This window comes from Stenotrophomonas cyclobalanopsidis (assembly GCF_008710035.1).
In the GTDB taxonomy this organism is placed as follows: domain Bacteria; phylum Pseudomonadota; class Gammaproteobacteria; order Xanthomonadales; family Xanthomonadaceae; genus Stenotrophomonas; species Stenotrophomonas cyclobalanopsidis.
In genome coordinates this window covers 43,127-63,196 of the sequence record NZ_VYKI01000002.1, presented here as the reverse complement: position 1 = coordinate 63,196, position 20,070 = coordinate 43,127, and the positions used below count along the sequence as shown (strand labels likewise).

The window sequence follows — 20,070 nt, the reverse complement described above, 5'->3', positions numbered from 1 at the left end:
AGCTTGCTCGGCTGATCAACCAGTGGTCATTGGGGTCAGAGCCATCTGCTGCGCAGACGGATCCGACCCCGTCTTTGGCCTCAGGCCAGGCCTTCGGCCTTCAGCACGGCCTGCACGCCGGCGTCGGCGTCCATGCGGGTCTTGAACGCCGCCACGTTGTCCAAGCCGACCAGGTCGACCTTGGCGGCCGCGGCCCAGCGCAGGGTGATGTAGAAGTAGGGGTCGGCGAAGCTGCGGAAACCGGCCAGCCACGGCTTGTCGGCAAGCTGCTTGTCGGCGGTCTCGAACAGGCCACGCAGGCGCTTGCGCGCGGCGGCGCGGATGGCGTCGAACTGGCCTTCATCGGCGATGAACTTGGCCGGCCCGAACAGCGGCGAGAACGCCGGGTGCACGTCCGAGTTGACGAAGGACAGCCACCGGGTGGCTTCGGCGCGCTGCTGCGCACTGCCATCACCGGCCAGGCCCGCCTGCGGGAAGCTGTCGGCGATGTAGCCCATGATCGCCGCATTCTGCAGCAGGATGAAATCGCCATCGACGAGGGCGGGCACCGCACCGGCCGGGTTGATCTTGAGGAATTCCGGACCCTTCAGGGTGTCCTTGTCCAGCAGTTCCACTTCATAGGGCTGGCCGGTCCACTGAAGCGCGATGTGGTCGGCGGTGGAACAGGCACCGGGCTTGCTGTACAGCTTCATGGAAACTCCAGGCGGGGCGGGAAACACCCACTATCCCAGAGCCTGCCGGCGCGCGGCAACGCTGCCGCCGGCAACAGATCGTTACGACTGGCGAGGCTTGAGGTTCTGCACCTTATAGAAGGTGTGGTCGCCGATGGTCGCCACCTGGTAGGCATTGCGCCAGTTCGGGCTGGCGATGGAGAGCGCGGCGAAGTGGCTGGCGCCGGGCACGATCTCGCGGCGTTCGCCGGCCGGCAGCGCCCAGTTGCGCTCGGCGTCGAAGGCCACGTTCATCGCCTCGCTCCAGGCCGCGTCGTTGCCCAGCTGGGTGCCGGGGGAGACGATGGTCGGGGCGAACTGCTTGCGCGCGGTGACCACCTGGCACATCGAATCACCCCACAGGCCGCTGTCGAGGCGGCGCAGTGCGACTTCGGCGACGGCCTGCTGGCCGCGCAGGGTCTGGTCGCGGGCTTCCAGGTAAACGGTAGTGCTCAAACACAATGAATCAGCGGCCGGCTGCGGCAACAACTGCGACAGCCAGAGAATCCAGGCCAGTTTCATATAACTCCTTGCTCCGTGTGGGCCGCACCTCTGGATTCCCGCAGCGGGGGGCTGCGGGCCGGGGTACGACTTGGCGTCATGGGGAGGCGGCCATCGGGGCCGCCCCGTGGGCGACCCCAAAAGAAACGATCAATCCGATCGAGGGGGTCGCGCCGGCTCACCGGAAACTGGCTGGTGAGCGGAAAGTTGGCGCAAGGTAGGGGGGAATTGCCGAACGCATCCTGAATCGGCTTGCTTGACATTCAGGTTCGGGCCCGGTGACGGAAATCACGTTCCGTCCCCCATTCAGGCTCGAACTACAGCGCAGCAGCCACCCGGCTACCCTGATCAATTGCTCGTTTTGCGTCCAGTTCGGCCGCCACATCGGCACCGCCGATCAGCTGCGCGTCGATGCCCGCAGCCTGCAGTTCGGCCAGCAACGCACGGTTGGGTTCCTGCCCGGCACAGACCACCACATGGTCGACCGGCAGCAGCTGTTCGCTACCCTCGACGCGGATGCGCAGGCCATCGTCATCCACGCCCAGGTACTCCACGCCGCCGAGCATGCGCACGCCCTTGGCCTTCAGCGTGGCGCGGTGGATCCAGCCGGTGGTCTTGCCCAGCCGCGCCCCGGGCTTGCCGGCGCTCCGCTGCAGCAGCCAAAGCCGGCGCGGCGAGGCTTCCACCTGCGGGCTGGCCAGCGCGCCGCGGGCCTCGAAATGGCGGTCCACGCCCCATTCGGCCATCCAGCGCTGCGGGTCCAGCGACGGCGAGGGGCCGGCATGGCTGAGGAACTCGCCGACATCGAAGCCGATGCCGCCGGCGCCGATGATCGCCGCGTTGGCACCGACCTCGACCCGGCCCAGCAGCACGTCCAGGTAGCTGACCACCTTGGCGTGGTCGGCACCGGGAAAATCGACCTTGCGCGGGGTGATGCCGGTGGCCAGCACCACCGCGTCGAATCCGGCCAGGGCGGCCGCATCGGCGCGGGTGTCCAGGCGCAGCTGCACGCCGGTTTCCTGCAGCTTGTGGCGGAAGTAGCGCAGGGTCTCGTGGAACTCCTCCTTGCCCGGGATGCGCTTGGCCACGTTGAACTGGCCGCCGATCTCCGCGCCGGCATCGAACAGGGTGACCTGGTGGCCACGCTCGGCGGCTACCGTGGCGCACGCCAGGCCGGCCGGGCCTGCGCCGACCACCGCGATCTTCTTCGGTGCGGTGGTCGGGTGGTAGACCAGCTCGGTCTCGTGCGCGGCACGCGGGTTGACCAGGCAGCTGGCCAGCTTGTTATCGAACACGTGGTCCAGGCAGGCCTGGTTGCAGGCGATGCAGGTGTTGATCGCCTCGGCGCGGCCGGCGCGGGCCTTGTTCGGCCACTGCGGGTCGGCCAGCAGCGGGCGTGCCAGCGACACCATGTCGGCGCCGCCGCCGGCCAGGATGCGCTCGGCCACGTCGGGCATGTTGATGCGGTTGGTCGCCACCAGCGGCACCTTCACGTGCGGCTTGAGCTTGGCGGTGACCGCGGCGAAGGCCCCACGCGGCACCGAGGTGGCGATGGTCGGAATGCGCGCCTCGTGCCAGCCGATGCCGGAATTGATGATCGTCGCGCCGGCGGCTTCGATGGCCTGCGCCTGCTGCACGATCTCTTCCCAGTTGCTGCCGTCATCGACCAGGTCGACCAGCGACAGCCGGTAGATGATGATGAAATCCGGGCCGCAGGCTTCACGGATGCGGCGCACGATCTCCACCGCGAAACGCATGCGCTGGCGCGCGTCGCCACCCCAGCCATCGGTGCGCATGTTGGTGCGCGGGGCGATGAACTCGTTGATGAGGTAGCCCTCCGAGCCCATCACTTCCACGCCGTCGTAGCCGGCCTCGCGGGCCAGCCTGGCGCTGCGCGCGTAGTCGGCGATATGGCGTTCGACGCCGCTGGCCGACAACGCACGCGGGGTGAAGGGATTGATCGGCGCCTTCAGCTTCGACGGCGCCACCGACAGCGGGTGATAGGCGTAGCGACCCGCGTGCAGCAGCTGCAGGCAGATCTTCGCGCCGTGCTCGTGCGCGGCGGCGGTGAGCTGGCGGTGCGGGCGCACTTCCCAGGGCCAGGACAGCTTGCCGCCGAACGGCTTCAGCCAGCCCACCACGTTCGGCGCGAAGCCACCGGTGACGATCAGGCCGACGCCGCCCTCGGCGCGCTCGGCGAAGTAGGCGGCCAGGCGCGGGAAGTCGCGGGCGCGATCTTCCAGGCCGGTGTGCATCGAGCCCATCAGCACCCGGTTGCGCAGCTGGGTGAAGCCCAGGTCCAGCGGGGAGAACAGGTGCGGGTAGGCGGTTTCGTTGGCTGGCGGCATGGTCGATACGCTTGCGTACGGAAGCGCGCAGCGTGCCGCGAAACCGCGGCCGGGGCAAGGGCTGGTGCAGCGCCCGGCAGCGCCGCGCCATGCCCGGCGACGCGGTCAGCCGTGGCCGCGCTGCGCGCTCGCCGGGCGTGGCCCGGCGCTACCACCCGCCGGGCGGCCGATGCCGAACCAGCCCAGGGTGAATCCGCACAGCGGGCCGATCAGCACGGCGAAGGCCAGCGTGCCCAGGCCGATGTTGCCGCCCAGCCACCAGCCCACCGCCAGCGCGCTGCCTTCGATGAGGGTGCGGACCTTCCAGATCGGCCAGCCGGTGCGTGCATGCAGGCCGGTCATCAGCCCATCGCGCGGGCCGGGGCCGAGCCGTGCGCCGATGTACAGCCCGGTGGCCAGCGCGATCAGCAGCAGGCCGGCGCAGAACAGCAGCAGCTGCCACGCCAGGCCGACGGCGGGCGGCAGCAGCCACAGGCCGAACTGCGCGGACGGCCCGATCAGCAGCACGTTGAGCACGGTGCCCACGCCGGGCTTCTGCCGCAGTGGCCACCACAGCAGCAGCACCACCAGACCCACCAGGTTGGTGACCAGGCCGAACGACAGCGGCGAGTGCAGGGTGACGCCCTGTGACAGCACGTCCCAGGGCGCCACGCCGATGGCCGCGCGCACCATCAGGGCGATGCCGAATCCGTACAGAAACAGGCCGGTGACAAGTTGCAGCAGGCGCAGGGGCAGGGCGGTGGGCATGGGGAGTTCCGGGGGAGGAAAATCTGTTCCCAGCCTAGCCCCGCTTTGGCCGTCGTTATAGATACAGATGCCGGGTAATGCGCGCGTACAGCGGCTTTGCCGCCACCGGGCCGTACCGCATCAACGGAAATGACGGGCGCGCGGCAGAATATCGGTCGGTGCGGAACTGGAACCACGACATCAAATGACGGTTTCACCACCTCTACGGCCCGAGGGCGGTTCCTGTCATAAGGTTCCTCACTTCAATGGGCGCGCGCTGAATCCCGCCGCCAAGCTCTTCGCAAAACCTGTCGCCTGTTTCCCTTAATCCCCTCCAAACCCTTGTCGCACGGGGGTCTTGCGGATTTTCATGATCCTGTATAGGGTTTCAACGTCGGACCGTTGGCTGGTCGGGTGCGACGCTTCACATGTTACGTGACTGTTAACATGACCTTCACCCGCCTGAGCATAATGTTCGCGGCGGTGGCGTGCTGAATCGGCTGTCGAACATCGACGCAGTAGTGCTGGCCCATGCCTCTACCGGTTTCATACCCCCGAAATAGGAGCTGTACTCAATGAACAAGAAGATCCTTACTGCCGCGCTGCTGGGCGGTCTGGCTTTCGCCCAGGCTGCGTCCGCGCAGGAGTTCGATGACCGCTGGTACCTGACCGGTTCGGCCGGCTTCAACTTCCAGGACAGCGACCGTCTTACCAATGACGCTCCGTTCGTGACCCTGGGCCTGGGCAAGTTCATCAGCCCGAACTGGTCGCTGGACGGTGAGCTGAACTACCAGAACCCGAACTTCGACGCCAACCAGGACCTGAACTGGTCCCAGTACGGCATCTCGTTCGACGTGCGTCGCCACTTCATCCAGGAAGGCCGCGGCTGGAACCCGTACATCGTCGGTGGCCTGGGCTACCAGAAGTCGGAAGAAGAATACGCTGCCCTGGACAACAACGGTCCGCGTGAGCGCAAGGACGGCAACCTGTCGGCCAAGCTGGGCGTCGGCCTGCAGACCACCTTCGACAAGCGCGTTGCTGTCCGCGCCGAAGTGGCCTACCGCGCTGACTTCGACGACCAGAGCGTTGCCGCGCGCGACGAAAGCTGGTTCGGCGACGTGCTGGCTTCGGTCGGCGTCGTGATCCCGCTGGGCCCGGCCCCGGTGGCCGCTGTTGCCCCGGCTCCGGCTCCGGTTGCCCCGAGCTGCGCCGACCTGGATGACGACGGTGACGGCGTCAACAACTGCGACGACAAGTGCCCGAACTCGCAGCCGGGTCAGACCATCGGTCCGGACGGTTGCCCGGTGCCGGTCTCGATCGACCTGAAGGGCGTGAACTTCGACTTCGACAAGTCGAACCTGCGTCCGGACGCTGTGGCCATCCTGTCGGAAGCTTCGGAAATCCTGAAGCGTTACCCGGACCTGCGCGTTGAAGTCGCCGGTCACACCGACTCGAAGGGTACCGACGCTTACAACCAGAAGCTGTCCGAGCGTCGCGCCACCGCCGTGTACAACTACCTGACCCAGAACGGTGTGGACGCTGGTCGTCTGCAGGGCCCGATCGGCTACGGCGAGAGCCGTCCGATTGCCCCGAACACCAATCCGGATGGTTCGGATAACCCGGAAGGTCGCGCCAAGAACCGTCGTACCGAGCTGAACGTCCAGAACTAAGTTCTGACGCTCTGCCAGTAAGACACAGCAGGACCCGGCTTCGGCCGGGTTTTGTTGTTTGTGGTGCCAGGAAACGCCGCCGTCACGTCTCTGCACGACCGTTCGTCGGCATTTTGCCCGCAAAACCAATGAGTTGCCGTATTCATTGAAAGTGGCGCTTGAAAGCTGTCGCGGCATTGCTAAACTCGCCGCGTCACTTCCTTTCGTGGATGCCCCTCATGCTGCGCTCTGCATCGGCCGCCGTCCTGGCGCTGGCCCTGGTTCCCGTCGCCCACGCGGCGGTTGATTGCTCGGTCAACACCAGCGCCTCGCCGCTGCCCCTGCCGGCCACGGCCATCGCGCCGGTGGCCGATGAGCTGTACATCCGCGGCACCCAGCTGGGCATGTCCAGCGGCGTGCTGGGCAGCAGCTACGACCCCTCGCAGTCGCTGGACCAGGTGCTGCAGCGCCTGCGCATCGATGGCTGCCAGAACATCGCCAAGGCCATCCCCAGCGCACCGGCGGTGAAGCCGAACGATCCGGCGGCCTACAAGCCGCAGACCGAGTTCGACAACACGCCGTGGCGCTTTGACATGAGCCAGAACGGCAAGCGCATGACCGCCGAAGAGTTCGACGCCTGGATGAAGGCGCGTGGCGTGCGCGTGGTCAAGGCGCGTCCGGCGCCGGCCGCTGCCGCTGCCCCGGCCACCACCGAAGCACCGGCTGAGACCAAGCCGGGCGAGAAGAAGTAAGGCGCGCGGGGAGCAGAGGCTTGCGTACACGCCGCCCTCCTGCCACCCCCGCCGCCCGCTCCCACGCGCCGCGTGGGCGTGCGAAGCCTGCTGCCACACCCGCCGGTGTCCGCCATGGCCTGGCGCGCGTGCTGTCCAAGGCGGGTGTCTGTTCGCGTACCGAAGCCGCGCGCTGGATCGCCGACGGTCGCGTGCGGGTGTCCGGACGCATCGTCCGCGATCCCGAGTTCCCGATTGCGCAGCCGGCACCGCCCATCGACGTGGACGGCCAGCCGCTGGGCGCGCCGCAGCGCCTGTACCTGATGCTCAACAAGCCGCGCGGGGTGGTGACCACCGCGCAGGATGAGCGTGGCCGCGACACCGTCTACCGCTGCTTCGATGGCGCCGGCCTGCCGTGGATCGCGCCGGTCGGGCGGCTGGACAGGGCCAGCGAAGGCATGCTGCTGTTCAGCAACGACCCGCAGTGGGCCGCGCGCCTGACCGATCCGCAGAGCGGCCCGGACAAGACCTACCACGTACAGATCGACCGCCTGCCGGACGAGGCCACGCTGGCCGCGCTGCAGGCCGGCATCGACGACGAGGGCGAGTTCCTGGTCGCCCGGGCCGTGCGCGTGCTGCGCAGCGGCGACAAGACCGCATGGCTGGAGGTCGTCCTCGAAGAGGGGCGCAACCGCCATATCCGCCGCCTGTTGGCGGCCTTCGACCTGCAGGTGCTGCGCCTGGTCCGGGTTGCGATCGGCGGGCTGGTGCTCGGCGATCTCGGCAAGGGCCAGTGGCGGGTGCTGGAGGTCAGCGACCAGCAGCGGCTGGGGGCCGCTGCACCGGGCTGAAGTCCGGCCCACGGCTGGCAGCTGCCGGCCACCGTTCCAGGCGCAGGGGGCGCCTGGCTTTCGATTCATTTGAACGGAGCGTGCCCATGTACCCGACCCTCGACCGAACCCTGCGCTGCGCCGGCCTGCTGCTGCCGCTCGCACTGTTGACCGCCTGCGGCGGCCACAAGAAAGTGGCCAAGGCAGAAACCCCGGTGGAAACGCCGGTGGTGGAAGTGAAGACCCCGGAACTGGACGGCCGCGGCAGTTACCGCTTCATGATGAGCGACGGCGACCACAAGATGACCGCCGACGAGTTCGATGCCTGGATGAAGGCCAACGGCATCCGCGTGGCCAAGGGCAACGCGCAGGACGCCGCCGCCAAGCCGGTGGTGGTGGCCAGCAAGGACGAGCCCAAGGACAAGAAGAAAAAGAAGAAGTGACGCGCGTTGCGCTGCGCCCCTGGTAGGTGCCGACCTTGGTCGGCACGCTTTGGGTGCTGGGGTCAGAGCCCTTTCCTTCGGAAAGGGATCCGACCCCGGTGCGTCATCAGCCCTTGATCACGCCCAGTTCCAGGCCGATGCGGGTGAACGCATCGATGGCGCGGTCCAAGTGCTCACGCGTGTGCGCGGCGCTGATCTGGGTACGGATGCGCGCCTGGCCCTTGGGCACCACCGGGAAGAAGAAGCCGATCGCGTAGATGCCTTCTTCCAGCAGACGCTCGGCGAACTTCTGCGCCAGCGGTGCGTCGTACAGCATCACAGGGCTGATCGGGTGCACGCCCGGCTTCACGTCGAAACCTGCAGCGGTCATCTTCTCGCGGAAGTAGGCGGTGTTCTGCGCCAGCGTGTCGCGCAGGTCGTCAGCGGCGGCCAGCATCTCGAAGGCCTTGATGCCGGCGGCGACCACGTGCGGCGGCAGCGAGTTGGAGAACAGGTACGGGCGCGAGCGCTGGCGCAGCAGCTCGATCACCTCGGCGCTGGCGCAGGTGAAGCCGCCCAGCGCGCCGCCCATGGCCTTGCCCAGGGTGCCGGTGATGATGTCGATCTTCTCCAGCACGCCCTTCACTTCAGCCGAGCCGCGGCCGCTGGCACCGAGGAAGCCGGTGGCATGGCATTCGTCGATGTGCACCAGCGCGTTGTACTTCTTCGCCAGCGCGGTGATCTCATCCAGCGGGGCGATGAAGCCGTCCATCGAGAACACGCCATCGGTGGTGATCAGCTTGGTCTTGCAGCCGGCGGCATCGGCGGCCTGCAGCTGCGCTTCCAGGTCGGCCATATCGCAGTTGGCGTAGCGGAAGCGCTTGGCCTTGCACAGGCGCACGCCGTCGATGATCGAGGCGTGGTTCAGCGCGTCGGAAATGATCGCGTCGTTCTCGCCGAGCAGCGGCTCGAACAGGCCGCCGTTGGCGTCAAAGCAGGCCGCGTACAGGATGGTGTCCTGCTTGCCGAAGAAGTCGGCGATCTGCTTTTCCAGCTGCTTGTGCAGGTCCTGGGTGCCGCAGATGAAGCGCACCGAGGCCATGCCGAAGCCGTGGCTGTCCAGGGCGTCCTTGGCCGCCTGGATCAGGTCCGGGTGGTCGGCCAGGCCCAGGTAGTTGTTGGCGCAGAAGTTGAGCACGGTGCGGCCATCGTCGAGGGTGATCTCGGCCGACTGCGGGCTGGTGATGATCCGCTCGGACTTGAACAGGCCCTGGGCGCGGATGGCGTCCAGTTCCTCGGCGTAGTGGCGGGTCAGGGCAGAGGAGGTCTCGGTCATGGCGTGGGCACGGCTCAGCACGGGAAACCGCTGATTCTACCGGGCAACGATGGCCGGCAGCCGCCTGCAGCGGTCCATCGCCATGGCCGGCACATGTTGCATCGCAATATCAAACAGGTTAAAAAACCGTGAACCGGTAGCGACTCCGCCGGCCGCGCCACCCGCCTTCCCCCGCACCGCCCACCGGAGATGCACATGAAGCCTGCCCGCAGCTGCCTCGCCCTCGCCGCCGCCCTCTGTCTCGCCCCCTTCGCCGCCAGTGCCCAGGATAAGGCCGCATCGCCGTACAGCTGGAACGTGACCGGCGTGTCCGACTACGTGTTCCGTGGCGTCTCCCAGACCGACGAAGATCCCACCCTGCAGGCCGGCTTCACCTATACCAGCCCGGTTGGCCTTTACGCAGGCGTGTGGGGATCGGGTGTCGATTTCGGGCCGGGCGACCCGAGCGTCGAGCTGGACTACCTGATCGGCTACGGCATCGACGTCAGCGACAAGGTCAACTTCGACGTGCTGCTCAACCGCTACACCTACCCCGGTGCCAGCGAACTGAACTACAACGAGCTGATCACCACCACCACGTTTGCCGAGCAGTACAAGCTCACCGTGGCCTACACCAACGACCTGTCCGGTTCCGATACCAAGAGCTGGTATTACGCCGTCGGCGGGGAGTGGGGACTGCCGCAGGACTTCACGCTGAGCGCCAACGTCGGCCGCACCACGCTTGAATCGGCCTACGGCAAGGATTACACCGATTTCAACGTCGGCGTGTCCCGCCAGTTCGGCATGTTCAACCTGGGCGTGGCCTACCACGGCACCGATGGCGCAGGCCGCGACAACAACGGCAAGCTCGCCGACAACCGCGTCGTGCTGACCGTCGCGATCGGCAAGTGATCCGACACTGCTGCTGTCCACGAAAAAGGCGCCCGATGGGCGCCTTTTTCTTTCCAGCAACGCCGGGCATGGCCCGGCGCTACCGTATGCCGTTCAGTTCCAGCTGAGCACGACCTTGCCGGCCTTGCCTTCTTCCATCAGGTCGAAGCCCTTCTGGAAATCATCGATCGGCAGCTGGTGGGTCATCACCTTGCCCAGCGGGAAGCCGGACAGCACCAGCTGGGTCATCTTGTACCAGGTCTCGTACATCTTGCGGCCGTAGATGCCCTGCACGGTCAGGCCCTTGAAGATGATCTTGTCCCAGTCGCAGCCGGCGCCCTTGGGCATGATGCCGAGCATGGCGATCTTGCCGCCGTGGTACATGCAGTCGAGCATGTCGTTGAACGCGCGCGGGTTGCCGCTCATTTCCAGGCCCACGTCGAAGCCCTCCATGTGCAGTTCCTTCATCACCTCCTTCAGCGACTGGTTGGCGACGTTGACCACGCGGGTGGCACCCATGTCTGCCGCCAGCTTCAGGCGGAAGTCGTTGACGTCGGTGACCACCACGTTGCGCGCACCGATGTGCTTGCAGATACCGGCGGCGATGATGCCGATCGGGCCTGCGCCGGTGATCAGCACGTCCTCGCCGATGACGTCGAATTCCAGCGCGCAGTGCGCGGCATTGCCGTACGGGTCGAAGAAGGCGGCCAGCTCGGACGGGATCTGGTCGGGGATCGGCCACAGGTTGCTGGCCGGCATCACCATGTATTCGGCGAAGGCGCCGTTGACGTTGACGCCGATGCCGACGGTGTTCGGGCACAGGTGCGGGCGGCCGCCGCGGCAGTTGCGGCAGTGGCCGCAGACGATGTGGCCTTCGGCCGACACGCGCTGGCCGATCTCGTAGCCGGTGACGGCCGAGCCGAGTCCGGCGACGCGGCCGACGAACTCGTGGCCGATGGTCAGGCCCGGCTTGATGGTGCGCTGGCTCCACTCGTCCCACAGGTAGATGTGCAGGTCGGTGCCGCAGATGGCGGTCTTTTCCAGTTTGATCAGTACCTCGTTCGGGCCCGGCGTCGGCACCGGAACCTCTTCGAGCCAGATGCCCTTGGCTGCTTCGCGCTTGACCAGGGCCTTCATCGTTTGCTGCGCCATCGGGTGGAACTCATCAGGGGGAAAACGCGGATTATAGAGGCCCACGCGGATTCCCCATGTTGCGCTGCGGGTGCTTTGGCGCTCCCGGTAGCGCCGGGCCATGCCCGGCGGAGGGCAGTGGGTCGGGCCATGACTTCCGGGGATCGGGGCGGGGCAGGGGGCTGGGCTACACTCGGCGGTTCTTTCACCAGGGGCCGCTCGATGCGCTCGAACCTGCTTGCATTCTCCGTCGTCGCCAGCCTCGGGCTGGTCCAAGTCGCCCATGCCGCCGAAGGCATGTGGGTGCCGCAGCAGCTGCCGGAAATCGCCGGCCCGCTGCAAAAGGCCGGCCTGAAGCTGTCCCCTGAACAGCTGGCCGACCTGACCGGCGACCCGATGGGCGCGGTGGTCGCGCTCGGCGGCTGCACCGCCAGCTTCGTGTCCCCGCAGGGCCTGGTAGTCACCAACCACCACTGTGCCTACGGCGCCATCCAGCTCAATTCGACCGCGCAGAAGAACCTGATCAAGGACGGCTTCAACGCGCCCAAGCTCAGCGACGAACTGAGCGCCGGCCCGAACGCCCGCGTCTTCGTGCTCGACCAGATCACCGACGTCACCGCCCAGGCCAAGGCCGCCATCGCTGCCGCCGGCAAGGATCCGCTGGCCCGCAGCCGTGCCCTGGATGCCTTCGACAAGGCCCAGGTCGCCGCCTGTGAGGCCGACGCCGGCTTCCGCTGCCGCCTCTACTCGTTCAGCGGCGGCAACACCTACCGCCTGTTCCGCAACATGGAAATCAAGGACGTGCGCCTGGTCTACGCGCCTCCGGGCAGCGTCGGCAAGTTCGGCGGCGACATCGACAACTGGATGTGGCCGCGCCACACCGGCGATTTCTCGTTCTACCGCGCCTACGTCGGCAAGGACGGCAAGCCTGCGGCATTCTCGGCCGACAACGTGCCGTACCAGCCCAAGCACTTCCTGAAGTTCGCCGACCAGCCGCTGGGCGCCGACGACTTCGTGATGGTGGCCGGCTACCCGGGCCGCACCAACCGCTACGCCCTGGCCGGTGAGTTCAACGAGACCGCCAGCTTCACCTACCCGACCATCGCCCGCCACTACAACGCGGCGCTGAAGATGATCGACGAGGCCGGCAAGGCCGACCCGGACGTGAAGGTGAAGTACGCCGCCACCGCCGCCAGCATGAACAACGTGGCCAAGAACTACCTGGGCCAGCTGGAAGGCTTCAAGCGCATCGACGCGGCCGGCCAGAAGCAGGCCGAAGAAGCCGCCGTGCTGGCCTGGCTGAAGAAGCAGGGCGCCGCCGGCAAGCCGGCCCTGGCCGCGCACGCGCAGCTGCTCAAGCACCTGGACACCAGCAAGGCCACGCGTGAGCGCGACCTGTTCGTATCGCAGTTCAACAACACCTCGGCCGTCAGCGCCGCCATCACCCTGTACCGCCTGTCGATCGAGCGCACCAAGCCGGACGCCGAGCGCGAAGCCGGCTACCAGCAGCGCGACCTGACCACCATCGAAGGTGGCCTGAAGCAGATGGACCGCCGCTACGTGGCGAAGATGGACCAGCAGCTGCAGACCTACTGGCTGGACCAGTACGTGGCCCTGCCGGCCGCGCAGCGTGACAACGACGTGCTGAACACGTGGCTGGGCGGCAGCGACGAGGCCGCCGTGAAGTCGATGGTTGGCAAGCTGTCAGGCACCCAGCTGGGCAGCCTCGATACGCGCCTGAAGTGGTTCAGCGCCGACCGCGCCGCCTTCGAAGCCAGCACCGATCCGGCCATCCAGTACGCCGTGGCCGTCATGCCGGCGCTGCTGAAGCAGGAAGAACAGCGCAAGATCCGCGAAGGCGAATCGCTGACCGCGCGTCCGCTGTACCTGCAGGCCGTGGCCGACTACAAGAAGAGCCAGGGCGAGTTCGTCTACCCGGACGCCAACCTGTCGCTGCGCATCACCTTCGGCAACGTCATGGGCTATGGCAAGGACGGCGTGCAGTACACCCCGTTCACCACCCTGGAAGGCGTGGCCGCCAAGGAAACCGGCGAAGACCCGTTCGATTCGCCGAAGGCGCTGCTCGATGCGGTCAAGGCCAAGCGTTACGGTGGCCTGGAAGACAAGCGCATCGGTTCGGTGCCGGTGAACTTCCTGTCCAACCTGGACATCACCGGTGGCAACTCCGGTTCGCCGGTGCTGGACGCGCACGGCAAGCTGGTCGGCCTGGCCTTTGACGGCAACTGGGAATCGGTCAGCTCCAACTGGGTGTTCGACCCGGTGATGACCCGCATGATCGCCGTGGACAGCCGCTACATGCAGTGGATCATGCAGGAAGTGGCGCCGGCGCCGCAGCTGCTGAAGGAACTGAACCTGGCCAAATAACGGCCGGCTTTGATCGCGGTAGCGCCGGGCCATGCCCGGCGGAATCCGCCCGCAACCCCCAAACCCCGCGACCTCGGTCGCGGGGTTTTTTAATGCCCCGACCGGCCCGGTCCCCCGAACAGGTATCATCCCTGTTCCGCAGACTTCACAGGATGTGAACGAACGCGGACTCTTCCTCCCCCCAGGACCCCTTGTTCGCATGCGCATCCTGCTTGCCCGTCACGGCGAAACGCCGTGGAACGCCGAAGGCCGCTACCAGGGCCAGATCGACATCCCGCTTTCGCCCATCGGCGAAGCCCAGGCCCAGGCCTTGGGCGCCCGTCTCGCTCCAGTGGACATCACCCGTGCGGTGGCCTCGCCGCTCGCGCGCGCCCGGCTGACCGCCCAGCTCGCCCTCGGTGCCGACCGCGCCGCCATGCTGCAGACCGAACCGGACCTGCAGGAAATCGCCCACGGTGAGTGGGAAGGCCTGCTGGCCAGCGAGATCAACGAAAAAGACCCGTCGCGCCTGAAGGCCTGGCGCGAGGAACCCGATACCGTGCTGATGCCCGGCGGCGAATCGCTGCGCCTGGTGCTCGAGCGCAGCTGGCGTGGCCTGGCCCGTGCCGCCGAAGGCCTCGGCGAGCACGACACCCTGCTGGTGGTCGCCCATGACGCGGTCAACCGGGTGATCCTGTGCAAGGTGCTCGGCCTGCCGATTTCCCGCCTGTGGACCTTCCGCCAGGCGCCGACCACCCTGAACCTGCTCGAAGGCGCCGACCTGGACAGCCTGGAAGTGGTCCGCCTGAACGACTGCGCCCACCACACGCCGTTCTTCGGCGAAGCCAAGCACCGCGCCCTCTGATTCCCGAACCACCTGCTTCTGCTGGAACCCCTGCCGTGACGAACACCCCGACCACCCTGGCCGACTGGCTGGACTACATTGAACGCCAGCACCCGGCGACCATCGACATGGGCCTGGAGCGCGTGCGCGCGGTGGCCACCGCGATGGGCCTGGGCGCGCCGGCCGGGCACACCATCGTGGTCGGTGGCACCAACGGCAAGGGCTCCACGGTTGCTTTCATCGAGGCCATCGGCCGTGCCGCCGGCTGGAAGGTCGGCGCGTACACCTCGCCGCACCTGCTGCGCTACAACGAGCGGGTGCGCATCGATGGCCAGGACGTGGACGACGCCGCGCTCGTCGCAGCGTTCAACACGGTGGAAGCGGCGCGCGGTGACATCACCCTGACCTATTTCGAGTACGGCACGCTGGCCGCGCTGCAGCTGTTCGCCGACGCCGGGCTGGACCTGGCCGTGCTCGAAGTAGGCCTGGGCGGCCGCCTGGATGCGGTCAACATCATCGATGCCGACGTCTCGGTCATCACCACCGTGGACATCGACCATGCCGAGTGGCTGGGCGAGGACCGCGAGGCGATCGGCGCCGAGAAGGCCGGCATCATCCGCGGCTGGAAGCCGGTGATCCTGGGCGAGACCGACCCGCCGTCCAGCGTGCTGGCACGCGCCTATCGGGTGGGCGCCAATGCCATCCGCGGTGGCAGTGATTATTTCTACGAGCCGATCGACGCCCAGCGCTGGCGCTGGCGCGATGTCGGCCTGCGCATGGAGCTGCCGACCCCGGCCCTGGCCGGCCCGATCCAGCTGGCCAATGCCGGTGCCGCCATTGCCGCGCTGCGCGCGCTGGACAAGCCGGTGCCGCGTGCCGCCTGGGCCGCGGGCATCGCTGCCGCGCGCATCGCCGGCCGCATGCAGGCCTTCGAGCGCGACGGCGTGCAGATCCGCGTGGACGTCGGCCACAACCCGCAGGCTGCAGGCCAGCTGGCGCGCGCGCTGAACGCCGAAGTGGCGCCCGGCCGCACCCTGGCGGTGTATGCGGCGCTGCAGGACAAGGATGCCGTAGGCGTGGTGCAGGCGCTGCGGGACAGCGTCGCGCAGTGGACCCTGGCCGGCCTTGAAGGGCCGCGTGGGCAGACCGCGCAGCAGCTGCAGGCGCGCCTGGCCGATACGCCGGCCGCCACCGCCGCACTGGCCGACAGCGTCGAGCAGGCGCTGCAGCAGGTGCTGGCCCAGGCCGCGCGCGGTGACCGGGTGCTGGTGTTCGGCTCGTTCCACACCGCTGCCGCCGCGCTGCAGTGGCTGCAGGACCGTTCCTGATCCGCGTTCAGCCAGCGCCGACGCCGATGGTCCCGGCACCCGTATAATCGAACCATCTCCGCCCCTGTCGCCAGCCTCACGTGGATACGCCCCTGAAACAGCGTCTGATTGGTGCCATCGTCCTGGTGGCCTTGGCCGTGATTTTCCTGCCGATGCTGGTCAAGGGGCCTGCCCCGGACAGTGGCGTGGCCAATGTGCCGATCGCCGCGCCCGAAGCGCCGGGCGACGGCCAGTTCGAAACCCGTGAGCTGCCGCTGGTCGCCCCGGCCGGTGGCGCCACCGGCCTGCAGAGCGGCCAGGCCAAGCCGGTCGAGGAGGCTGCCGCGCCGGCCACTCCGCCCACCGTCGATACCTCGCCGGCCGTCGCTGCCGGCAACTACGCGGTCACCTTCGGTGCCTACGGCAGCCAGGCCGATGCCGATGCGGTCATCGCCTACCTGAAGCGTTCGCAGCTGCCGGGCTTCACCGAAACCGCATCGATCAATGGCCGCCCGGCCTGGCGCGTGCGCGTGGGGCCGTATGCCGACCGCGCGCAGGCCGAAGCCGCGCGCCTGCAGGCCGTGAAGGTCCGCGGCGACGTCAAGGCCGAAGTGATCACCCTGGACGCCAGCACCGCGCCGTCCGCGGCCGTGGCAGCCACCCCGGCTGCACCCAGTGCCAGCACTCCGGTTGCTGCGCCATCGCAGACGGGCGCCAACCCGGTGCGCAGCGAGAGCCTGCCGGCCAGTACCCCGACCGCAGCGACGCCGCCGGCCCCGAAGCCGGAAGCGCCCAAGCCGCAGCCCAAGCCGGAACCGGCCAAGCCGCAGCCGAAGCCGGAAGCGACGCCCAGCAAGCCCGAGGCCCCGGCCACGCCGGCCGCCCCGGCTGCCAGCAGCGTCGGCTTCGCCGTGCAGCTGGGGGCGTTCGGTCAGGCCAACGATGCCAACGCGCTGCGCGACAAGGTCCGCGCCGCCGGTTTCAGCGCCTTCGTCGAGCAGGTCCGCACCGAAAAGGGCACCCTGCACCGCGTGCGGGTCGGGCCGGTGGCCAACCGCGCCGACGCCGAACAGCTGAAGGCGCAGGTCGCCGCCAAGGTCGGCGTGGCCGGCATGGTGCGACCACACCCATGACCTGCCTGCAGCCCCGTTGCCAGCGCCGCCGAAGGAGCGGGGCGCCATGATCGACGTGGTGCTGCTGTTCGTGATTGCCGCCTCGGCCCTGCTCGGCTTGCTGCGCGGCTTCGTGAGCATCGTCATCGGCACCGTCTCATGGCTGGTCGCCGCCTGGGCGGCCTTTGCCTTCGGCAGTGATGCCGCGCGCTGGTGGTCGGCCCCGGCCGCGCCGGGCGGCGAGCACTTCGTCGGTGGCTACCTGGGCGTCGGCATCGGCGTGATGCTGGTGGTCGCGGTCATCGGCATGGTCATCAAGCACATCGTCCACCGCAACATGCTGGGCAGCCTGGACCGCCTGCTGGGCGGCGTGCTGGGTACCGTGCGGGGCGGGCTGATCGCGGCCATCCTGTTGCTGCTGGGCAGCTTCACCCCGTTGACCGTCGAGCCGTCCTGGCGCAACTCCAGCCTGCGCCCGGTGCTGAACCCGGCCGTGGCCTGGATGGACAGCAAGCTGCCGCACTGGGAGGTACCGGGCACCGATCTGCTGCCCAAGGCCTTGCCAGTGGACACTTTGTCCCCATCTGCGTTGATGGAAATGGGCAGGAACGCGGGCGCCGGGTTGGGCAAGCCGGGCGCGACAGGCGATAATGGCATCCTCAACCAGGTAGTGGCGGGCAGCGGATGGCTGCGGCCTGCGAAAGCGGAACAGGGCAGCGAACATGATCCGGCCGAAGTGCGCCCGGATGCCCCAGCACTGCCAGGCAACATCGAGCCGGACGATCCGGCCAACGTCGACCGCAGGCGCGGCGATCACTGAAGGCCAGGCATGGCCACCTTCCCTGTAACTGGGCGCATGCCCAGCGGAGACCTCGCACCATGTGTGGCATCGTCGGAATCGTCGGCAACCAGAACGTCGCCGGGCAGTTGTATGACGGCTTGACCGTCCTCCAGCATCGCGGCCAGGACGCGGCAGGCATCGCCACCGCCAGCGGCAGCCGCCTGCGGGTACAGAAGGCCACCGGCCTGGTCCGCGACGTGTTCGACGCCCGCACCATGTCCACCCTGGAAGGCAACATCGGCATCGCCCACGTGCGTTACCCGACCGCCGGTTCGGAAGGCATGGACGAGGCGCAGCCGTTCTACGTCAATTCGCCGTACGGCATCGCGCTGGCCCACAACGGCAACCTGATCAACACCGAAGACCTGCGTCGCCAGGTGTTCGAGCAGGACCGCCGCAACGTCAACACCGATTCGGACAGCGAAGTGCTGCTGAACGTGTTCGCCTACGAACTGGAGCAGCAGCGCCAGCTCAGCCCGGAAGCGGCCATCCGCGCCGTCGCCGGCGTGCACCGCCGCTGCAAGGGCGGCTATGCGGTGGTCAGCGTGGTGCTGGGCCTGGGCCTGGTCGCCTTCCGCGATCCGCATGGCATCCGTCCGCTGGTGCTGGGCAAGCGCAGCCACGCCGAAGGCGACGAGTACATCGTGGCCTCCGAATCGGCCGCGCTCGACGTGCTGGGCTTCCAGCGCGTGCGCGACGTGCAGCCGGGTGAAGCGCTGGTGATCACCGCGCGTGGCGAGCTGTTCTCGGAGATCTGCGCCGAGCCGGCCGAGCACACCCCGTGCATTTTCGAGTACGTGTACTTCGCACGTCCCGATTCGATGATCGACAACGTGTCGGTGCACAAGGCGCGCATGCGCATGGGCATCAAGCTGGGCGAGAAGATCCTGCGCCTGCGCCCGGACCACGACATCGACACGATCATCCCGATCCCGGACACCTCGCGCGACGCCGCGCTGGAAATCTCCAACGTGCTCGGCGTGAAGTACCGCGAAGGCTTCATCAAGAACCGCTACATCGGCCGCACCTTCATCATGCCGGGCCAGGGTGAGCGGGTGAAGTCGGTGCGCCGCAAGCTCAATCCGATCCACCTGGAGTTCCGCAACCGCGTGGTGCTGCTGGTGGATGATTCGATCGTGCGCGGCACCACCAGCCAGCAGATCGTGCAGATGGCCCGTGACGCGGGCGCGCGCAAGGTCTACCTGGCCAGCGCCGCGCCGCCGGTGCGTTTCCCGAACATCTACGGCATCGACATGCCGGCGGCCGAGGAACTGGTCGCGCACAACCGCACGGTGGAAGAGATCGAAGCCCACCTGGGCTGCGACTGGCTGATCTACCAGGACATCGAGGACATGGAAGCGGCGGTGAGCGAAGGCAACACGGCGCTGCGCAGCTTCGATTCGTCGTGCTTCAACGGCCATTACCCGACGGGCATCGAGCCGGGCTACTTCGAGCGCATCCAGCAGCTGCGTTCGGACGACGCCAAGCACAAGCGCCGCGCCTGAGGCCCAGGCCGTGGTGGATGTCCCCGACGTCGGTGGCGACCTGCTGCGCGCTGCGCAGCAGTGCCTTGCCGAAGCCGACCCGCTGCGCAAGGTCGCGCTGACCCAGGCCTATGCGGCCGCGTTCCGTGCTGGCCGCCTGAAGGTGGCCGCCGACGCGCCGCCGCCCGACGCGATCCGCATGCCCGGCCGCCCCGCGCAGCTGGTGCTGGTGCACCCGCGGCAGGTCCCGCGGCGCGGGCTGGGCGGGGTCGAAGGCCGCGCTGCCTTCATCCACGCCATCGCCCATATCGAACTGAACGCGATCGACCTGGCCTGGGATGCGGTGTATCGCTTCCGTGGCCTGCCGGCGGCGTTCCATGCCGACTGGGTCAGTTGTGCCGATGACGAGTCGCGGCACTTCCTGCTGCTGCGCGAGCGGCTGCAGGTGCATGGCCACGAGTACGCCGATTTCCCCGCGCACAACGGCCTGTGGGAAATGTGCGAGAAGACCGCGCACGATGGCCTGGCGCGCATGGCACTGGTGCCGCGCGTGCTGGAAGCCCGCGGGCTGGACGTGACGCCGGGCATGATCGAGAAGCTGCGCAATGTCGGCGACGCTGAAACTGCCGATGTGCTGGAAGTGATCCTGCGCGAGGAAGTGGCGCATGTCGCCGCCGGTTCGCGCTGGTACCGGTGGTATTGCGAACGCGCTGGTGTCGAACCGCGCGCACGCTTCAAGGAACTGCTGCTGGAATACGCCGGCGGTTACCTGCACGGCCCGTTCAACCTCGAAGCCCGCCTGCTGGCCGGGTTCGATGCCGACGAACTGGCCAACCTGATCGAACAGGCCGGCTGATCCATCCA

Annotated in this window: 17 protein-coding genes and 1 pseudogene; 12 read left to right on the top strand and 6 right to left on the bottom strand. The window is 67.9% G+C overall.

From position 1 onward, the window contains the following. Positions 1-80: 80 nt before the first annotated feature. From FJU31_RS02110 to yczE, 4 genes are all read right to left on the bottom strand, one after another. Positions 81-692, bottom strand: coding sequence for a glutathione S-transferase N-terminal domain-containing protein (locus FJU31_RS02110; RefSeq protein WP_150453305.1), 612 nt, complete (start codon positions 690-692; stop codon positions 81-83). 81 nt (positions 693-773) lie between these two features. Then, positions 774-1,232, bottom strand: a complete 459-nt coding sequence (locus FJU31_RS02105; RefSeq protein WP_004154513.1) for a cell wall hydrolase — start codon at positions 1,230-1,232, stop codon at positions 774-776. A gap of 296 nt (positions 1,233-1,528) precedes the next feature. Then, positions 1,529-3,559, bottom strand: coding sequence for an NADPH-dependent 2,4-dienoyl-CoA reductase (locus FJU31_RS02100; RefSeq protein ID WP_150453304.1), 2,031 nt, complete (start codon positions 3,557-3,559; stop codon positions 1,529-1,531). A gap of 105 nt (positions 3,560-3,664) precedes the next feature. Further along, on the bottom strand, positions 3,665-4,306 hold the full coding sequence (gene yczE, locus FJU31_RS02095; RefSeq protein WP_150453303.1) for a membrane protein YczE: 642 nt from the start codon (positions 4,304-4,306) through the stop codon (positions 3,665-3,667). Positions 4,307-4,860: 554 nt separating this feature from the next. On the opposite strand from yczE, the gene FJU31_RS02090 reads away from it, so the two are divergent. The 4 genes from FJU31_RS02090 (at position 4,861) to FJU31_RS02075 (ending at position 7,938) form a co-directional block, all read left to right on the top strand. Then, a complete protein-coding gene (locus FJU31_RS02090) occupies positions 4,861-5,955 on the top strand; it encodes an OmpA family protein (RefSeq protein ID WP_150453302.1) in 1,095 nt (364 codons plus the stop codon). A gap of 218 nt (positions 5,956-6,173) precedes the next feature. Further along, complete coding sequence (locus FJU31_RS02085) at positions 6,174-6,686, top strand: hypothetical protein (RefSeq protein WP_108767867.1); 513 nt, start codon at positions 6,174-6,176, stop codon at positions 6,684-6,686. A 20-nt stretch (positions 6,687-6,706) separates the two neighbouring features. Then, the gene (locus FJU31_RS02080; RefSeq protein ID WP_188115432.1) at positions 6,707-7,516 is read left to right on the top strand and encodes a pseudouridine synthase; all 810 of its coding nucleotides are present in this window, start codon (positions 6,707-6,709) and stop codon (positions 7,514-7,516) included. An 86-nt stretch (positions 7,517-7,602) separates the two neighbouring features. Beyond that, entirely contained in the window at positions 7,603-7,938 is a 336-nt protein-coding gene (locus tag FJU31_RS02075) for a hypothetical protein (RefSeq protein WP_150453301.1), read from the top strand. 106 nt (positions 7,939-8,044) lie between these two features. On the opposite strand, the gene kbl is transcribed toward FJU31_RS02075, so the two are convergent. Beyond that, entirely contained in the window at positions 8,045-9,253 is a 1,209-nt protein-coding gene (gene kbl, locus FJU31_RS02070; protein WP_150453300.1) for a glycine C-acetyltransferase, read from the bottom strand. Between the two features lie 195 nt (positions 9,254-9,448). Between kbl and FJU31_RS02065 the strand changes: the two genes are divergently transcribed. Continuing rightward, positions 9,449-10,144, top strand: coding sequence for a TorF family putative porin (locus FJU31_RS02065; RefSeq protein ID WP_150453299.1), 696 nt, complete (start codon positions 9,449-9,451; stop codon positions 10,142-10,144). A 93-nt stretch (positions 10,145-10,237) separates the two neighbouring features. On the opposite strand, the gene tdh is transcribed toward FJU31_RS02065, so the two are convergent. Beyond that, the gene (tdh, locus tag FJU31_RS02060) at positions 10,238-11,260 is read right to left on the bottom strand and encodes an L-threonine 3-dehydrogenase (protein ID WP_150453460.1); all 1,023 of its coding nucleotides are present in this window, start codon (positions 11,258-11,260) and stop codon (positions 10,238-10,240) included. Between the two features lie 216 nt (positions 11,261-11,476). Here tdh and FJU31_RS02055 point away from each other — a divergent pair, with 216 nt between their 5' ends. From FJU31_RS02055 to FJU31_RS02025, 7 genes and pseudogenes are all read left to right on the top strand, one after another. Then, positions 11,477-13,639, top strand: coding sequence for a S46 family peptidase (locus tag FJU31_RS02055; protein ID WP_150453298.1), 2,163 nt, complete (start codon positions 11,477-11,479; stop codon positions 13,637-13,639). 199 nt (positions 13,640-13,838) lie between these two features. Then, positions 13,839-14,483, top strand: coding sequence for a histidine phosphatase family protein (locus tag FJU31_RS02050; protein WP_150453297.1), 645 nt, complete (start codon positions 13,839-13,841; stop codon positions 14,481-14,483). 35 nt (positions 14,484-14,518) lie between these two features. Then, positions 14,519-15,790: a bifunctional tetrahydrofolate synthase/dihydrofolate synthase gene (gene folC, locus FJU31_RS02045; RefSeq protein WP_150453296.1), complete on the top strand. Its 1,272-nt coding sequence runs from the start codon at positions 14,519-14,521 to the stop codon at positions 15,788-15,790. A gap of 80 nt (positions 15,791-15,870) precedes the next feature. Continuing rightward, on the top strand, positions 15,871-16,902 hold the full coding sequence (locus FJU31_RS02040; protein ID WP_150453295.1) for an SPOR domain-containing protein: 1,032 nt from the start codon (positions 15,871-15,873) through the stop codon (positions 16,900-16,902). A 46-nt stretch (positions 16,903-16,948) separates the two neighbouring features. After that, positions 16,949-17,729 (top strand): annotated as a pseudogene (locus FJU31_RS02035) (CvpA family protein). A gap of 31 nt (positions 17,730-17,760) precedes the next feature. After that, positions 17,761-19,227, top strand: coding sequence for an amidophosphoribosyltransferase (gene purF, locus FJU31_RS02030; RefSeq protein WP_108767876.1), 1,467 nt, complete (start codon positions 17,761-17,763; stop codon positions 19,225-19,227). Positions 19,228-19,237: 10 nt separating this feature from the next. Then, positions 19,238-20,062 carry a ferritin-like domain-containing protein gene (locus FJU31_RS02025; protein WP_150453294.1) on the top strand — a complete coding sequence of 275 codons (825 nt, stop codon included), beginning with the start codon at positions 19,238-19,240 and terminating at the stop codon, positions 20,060-20,062. Positions 20,063-20,070 lie beyond the last annotated feature (8 nt).

What these genes read in the sequence shown, in the direction of transcription:
- purF (WP_108767876.1), top strand. Translation starts at nt 17,761, where the DNA reads ATGTGTGGCATCGTCGGAATCGTCGGCAACCAGAACGTCGCCGGGCAG.
- FJU31_RS02050 (WP_150453297.1), top strand. Translation starts at nt 13,839, where the DNA reads ATGCGCATCCTGCTTGCCCGTCACGGCGAAACGCCGTGGAACGCCGAA.
- tdh (WP_150453460.1), bottom strand. Translation starts at nt 11,260, where the DNA reads ATGAAGGCCCTGGTCAAGCGCGAAGCAGCCAAGGGCATCTGGCTCGAA.
- kbl (WP_150453300.1), bottom strand. Translation starts at nt 9,253, where the DNA reads ATGACCGAGACCTCCTCTGCCCTGACCCGCCACTACGCCGAGGAACTG.
- FJU31_RS02085 (WP_108767867.1), top strand. Translation starts at nt 6,174, where the DNA reads ATGCTGCGCTCTGCATCGGCCGCCGTCCTGGCGCTGGCCCTGGTTCCC.
- yczE (WP_150453303.1), bottom strand. Translation starts at nt 4,306, where the DNA reads ATGCCCACCGCCCTGCCCCTGCGCCTGCTGCAACTTGTCACCGGCCTG.
- FJU31_RS02105 (WP_004154513.1), bottom strand. Translation starts at nt 1,232, where the DNA reads ATGAAACTGGCCTGGATTCTCTGGCTGTCGCAGTTGTTGCCGCAGCCG.
- FJU31_RS02110 (WP_150453305.1), bottom strand. Translation starts at nt 692, where the DNA reads ATGAAGCTGTACAGCAAGCCCGGTGCCTGTTCCACCGCCGACCACATC.
- FJU31_RS02090 (WP_150453302.1), top strand. Translation starts at nt 4,861, where the DNA reads ATGAACAAGAAGATCCTTACTGCCGCGCTGCTGGGCGGTCTGGCTTTC.
- FJU31_RS02075 (WP_150453301.1), top strand. Translation starts at nt 7,603, where the DNA reads ATGTACCCGACCCTCGACCGAACCCTGCGCTGCGCCGGCCTGCTGCTG.
- FJU31_RS02065 (WP_150453299.1), top strand. Translation starts at nt 9,449, where the DNA reads ATGAAGCCTGCCCGCAGCTGCCTCGCCCTCGCCGCCGCCCTCTGTCTC.
- FJU31_RS02100 (WP_150453304.1), bottom strand. Translation starts at nt 3,559, where the DNA reads ATGCCGCCAGCCAACGAAACCGCCTACCCGCACCTGTTCTCCCCGCTG.
- FJU31_RS02055 (WP_150453298.1), top strand. Translation starts at nt 11,477, where the DNA reads ATGCGCTCGAACCTGCTTGCATTCTCCGTCGTCGCCAGCCTCGGGCTG.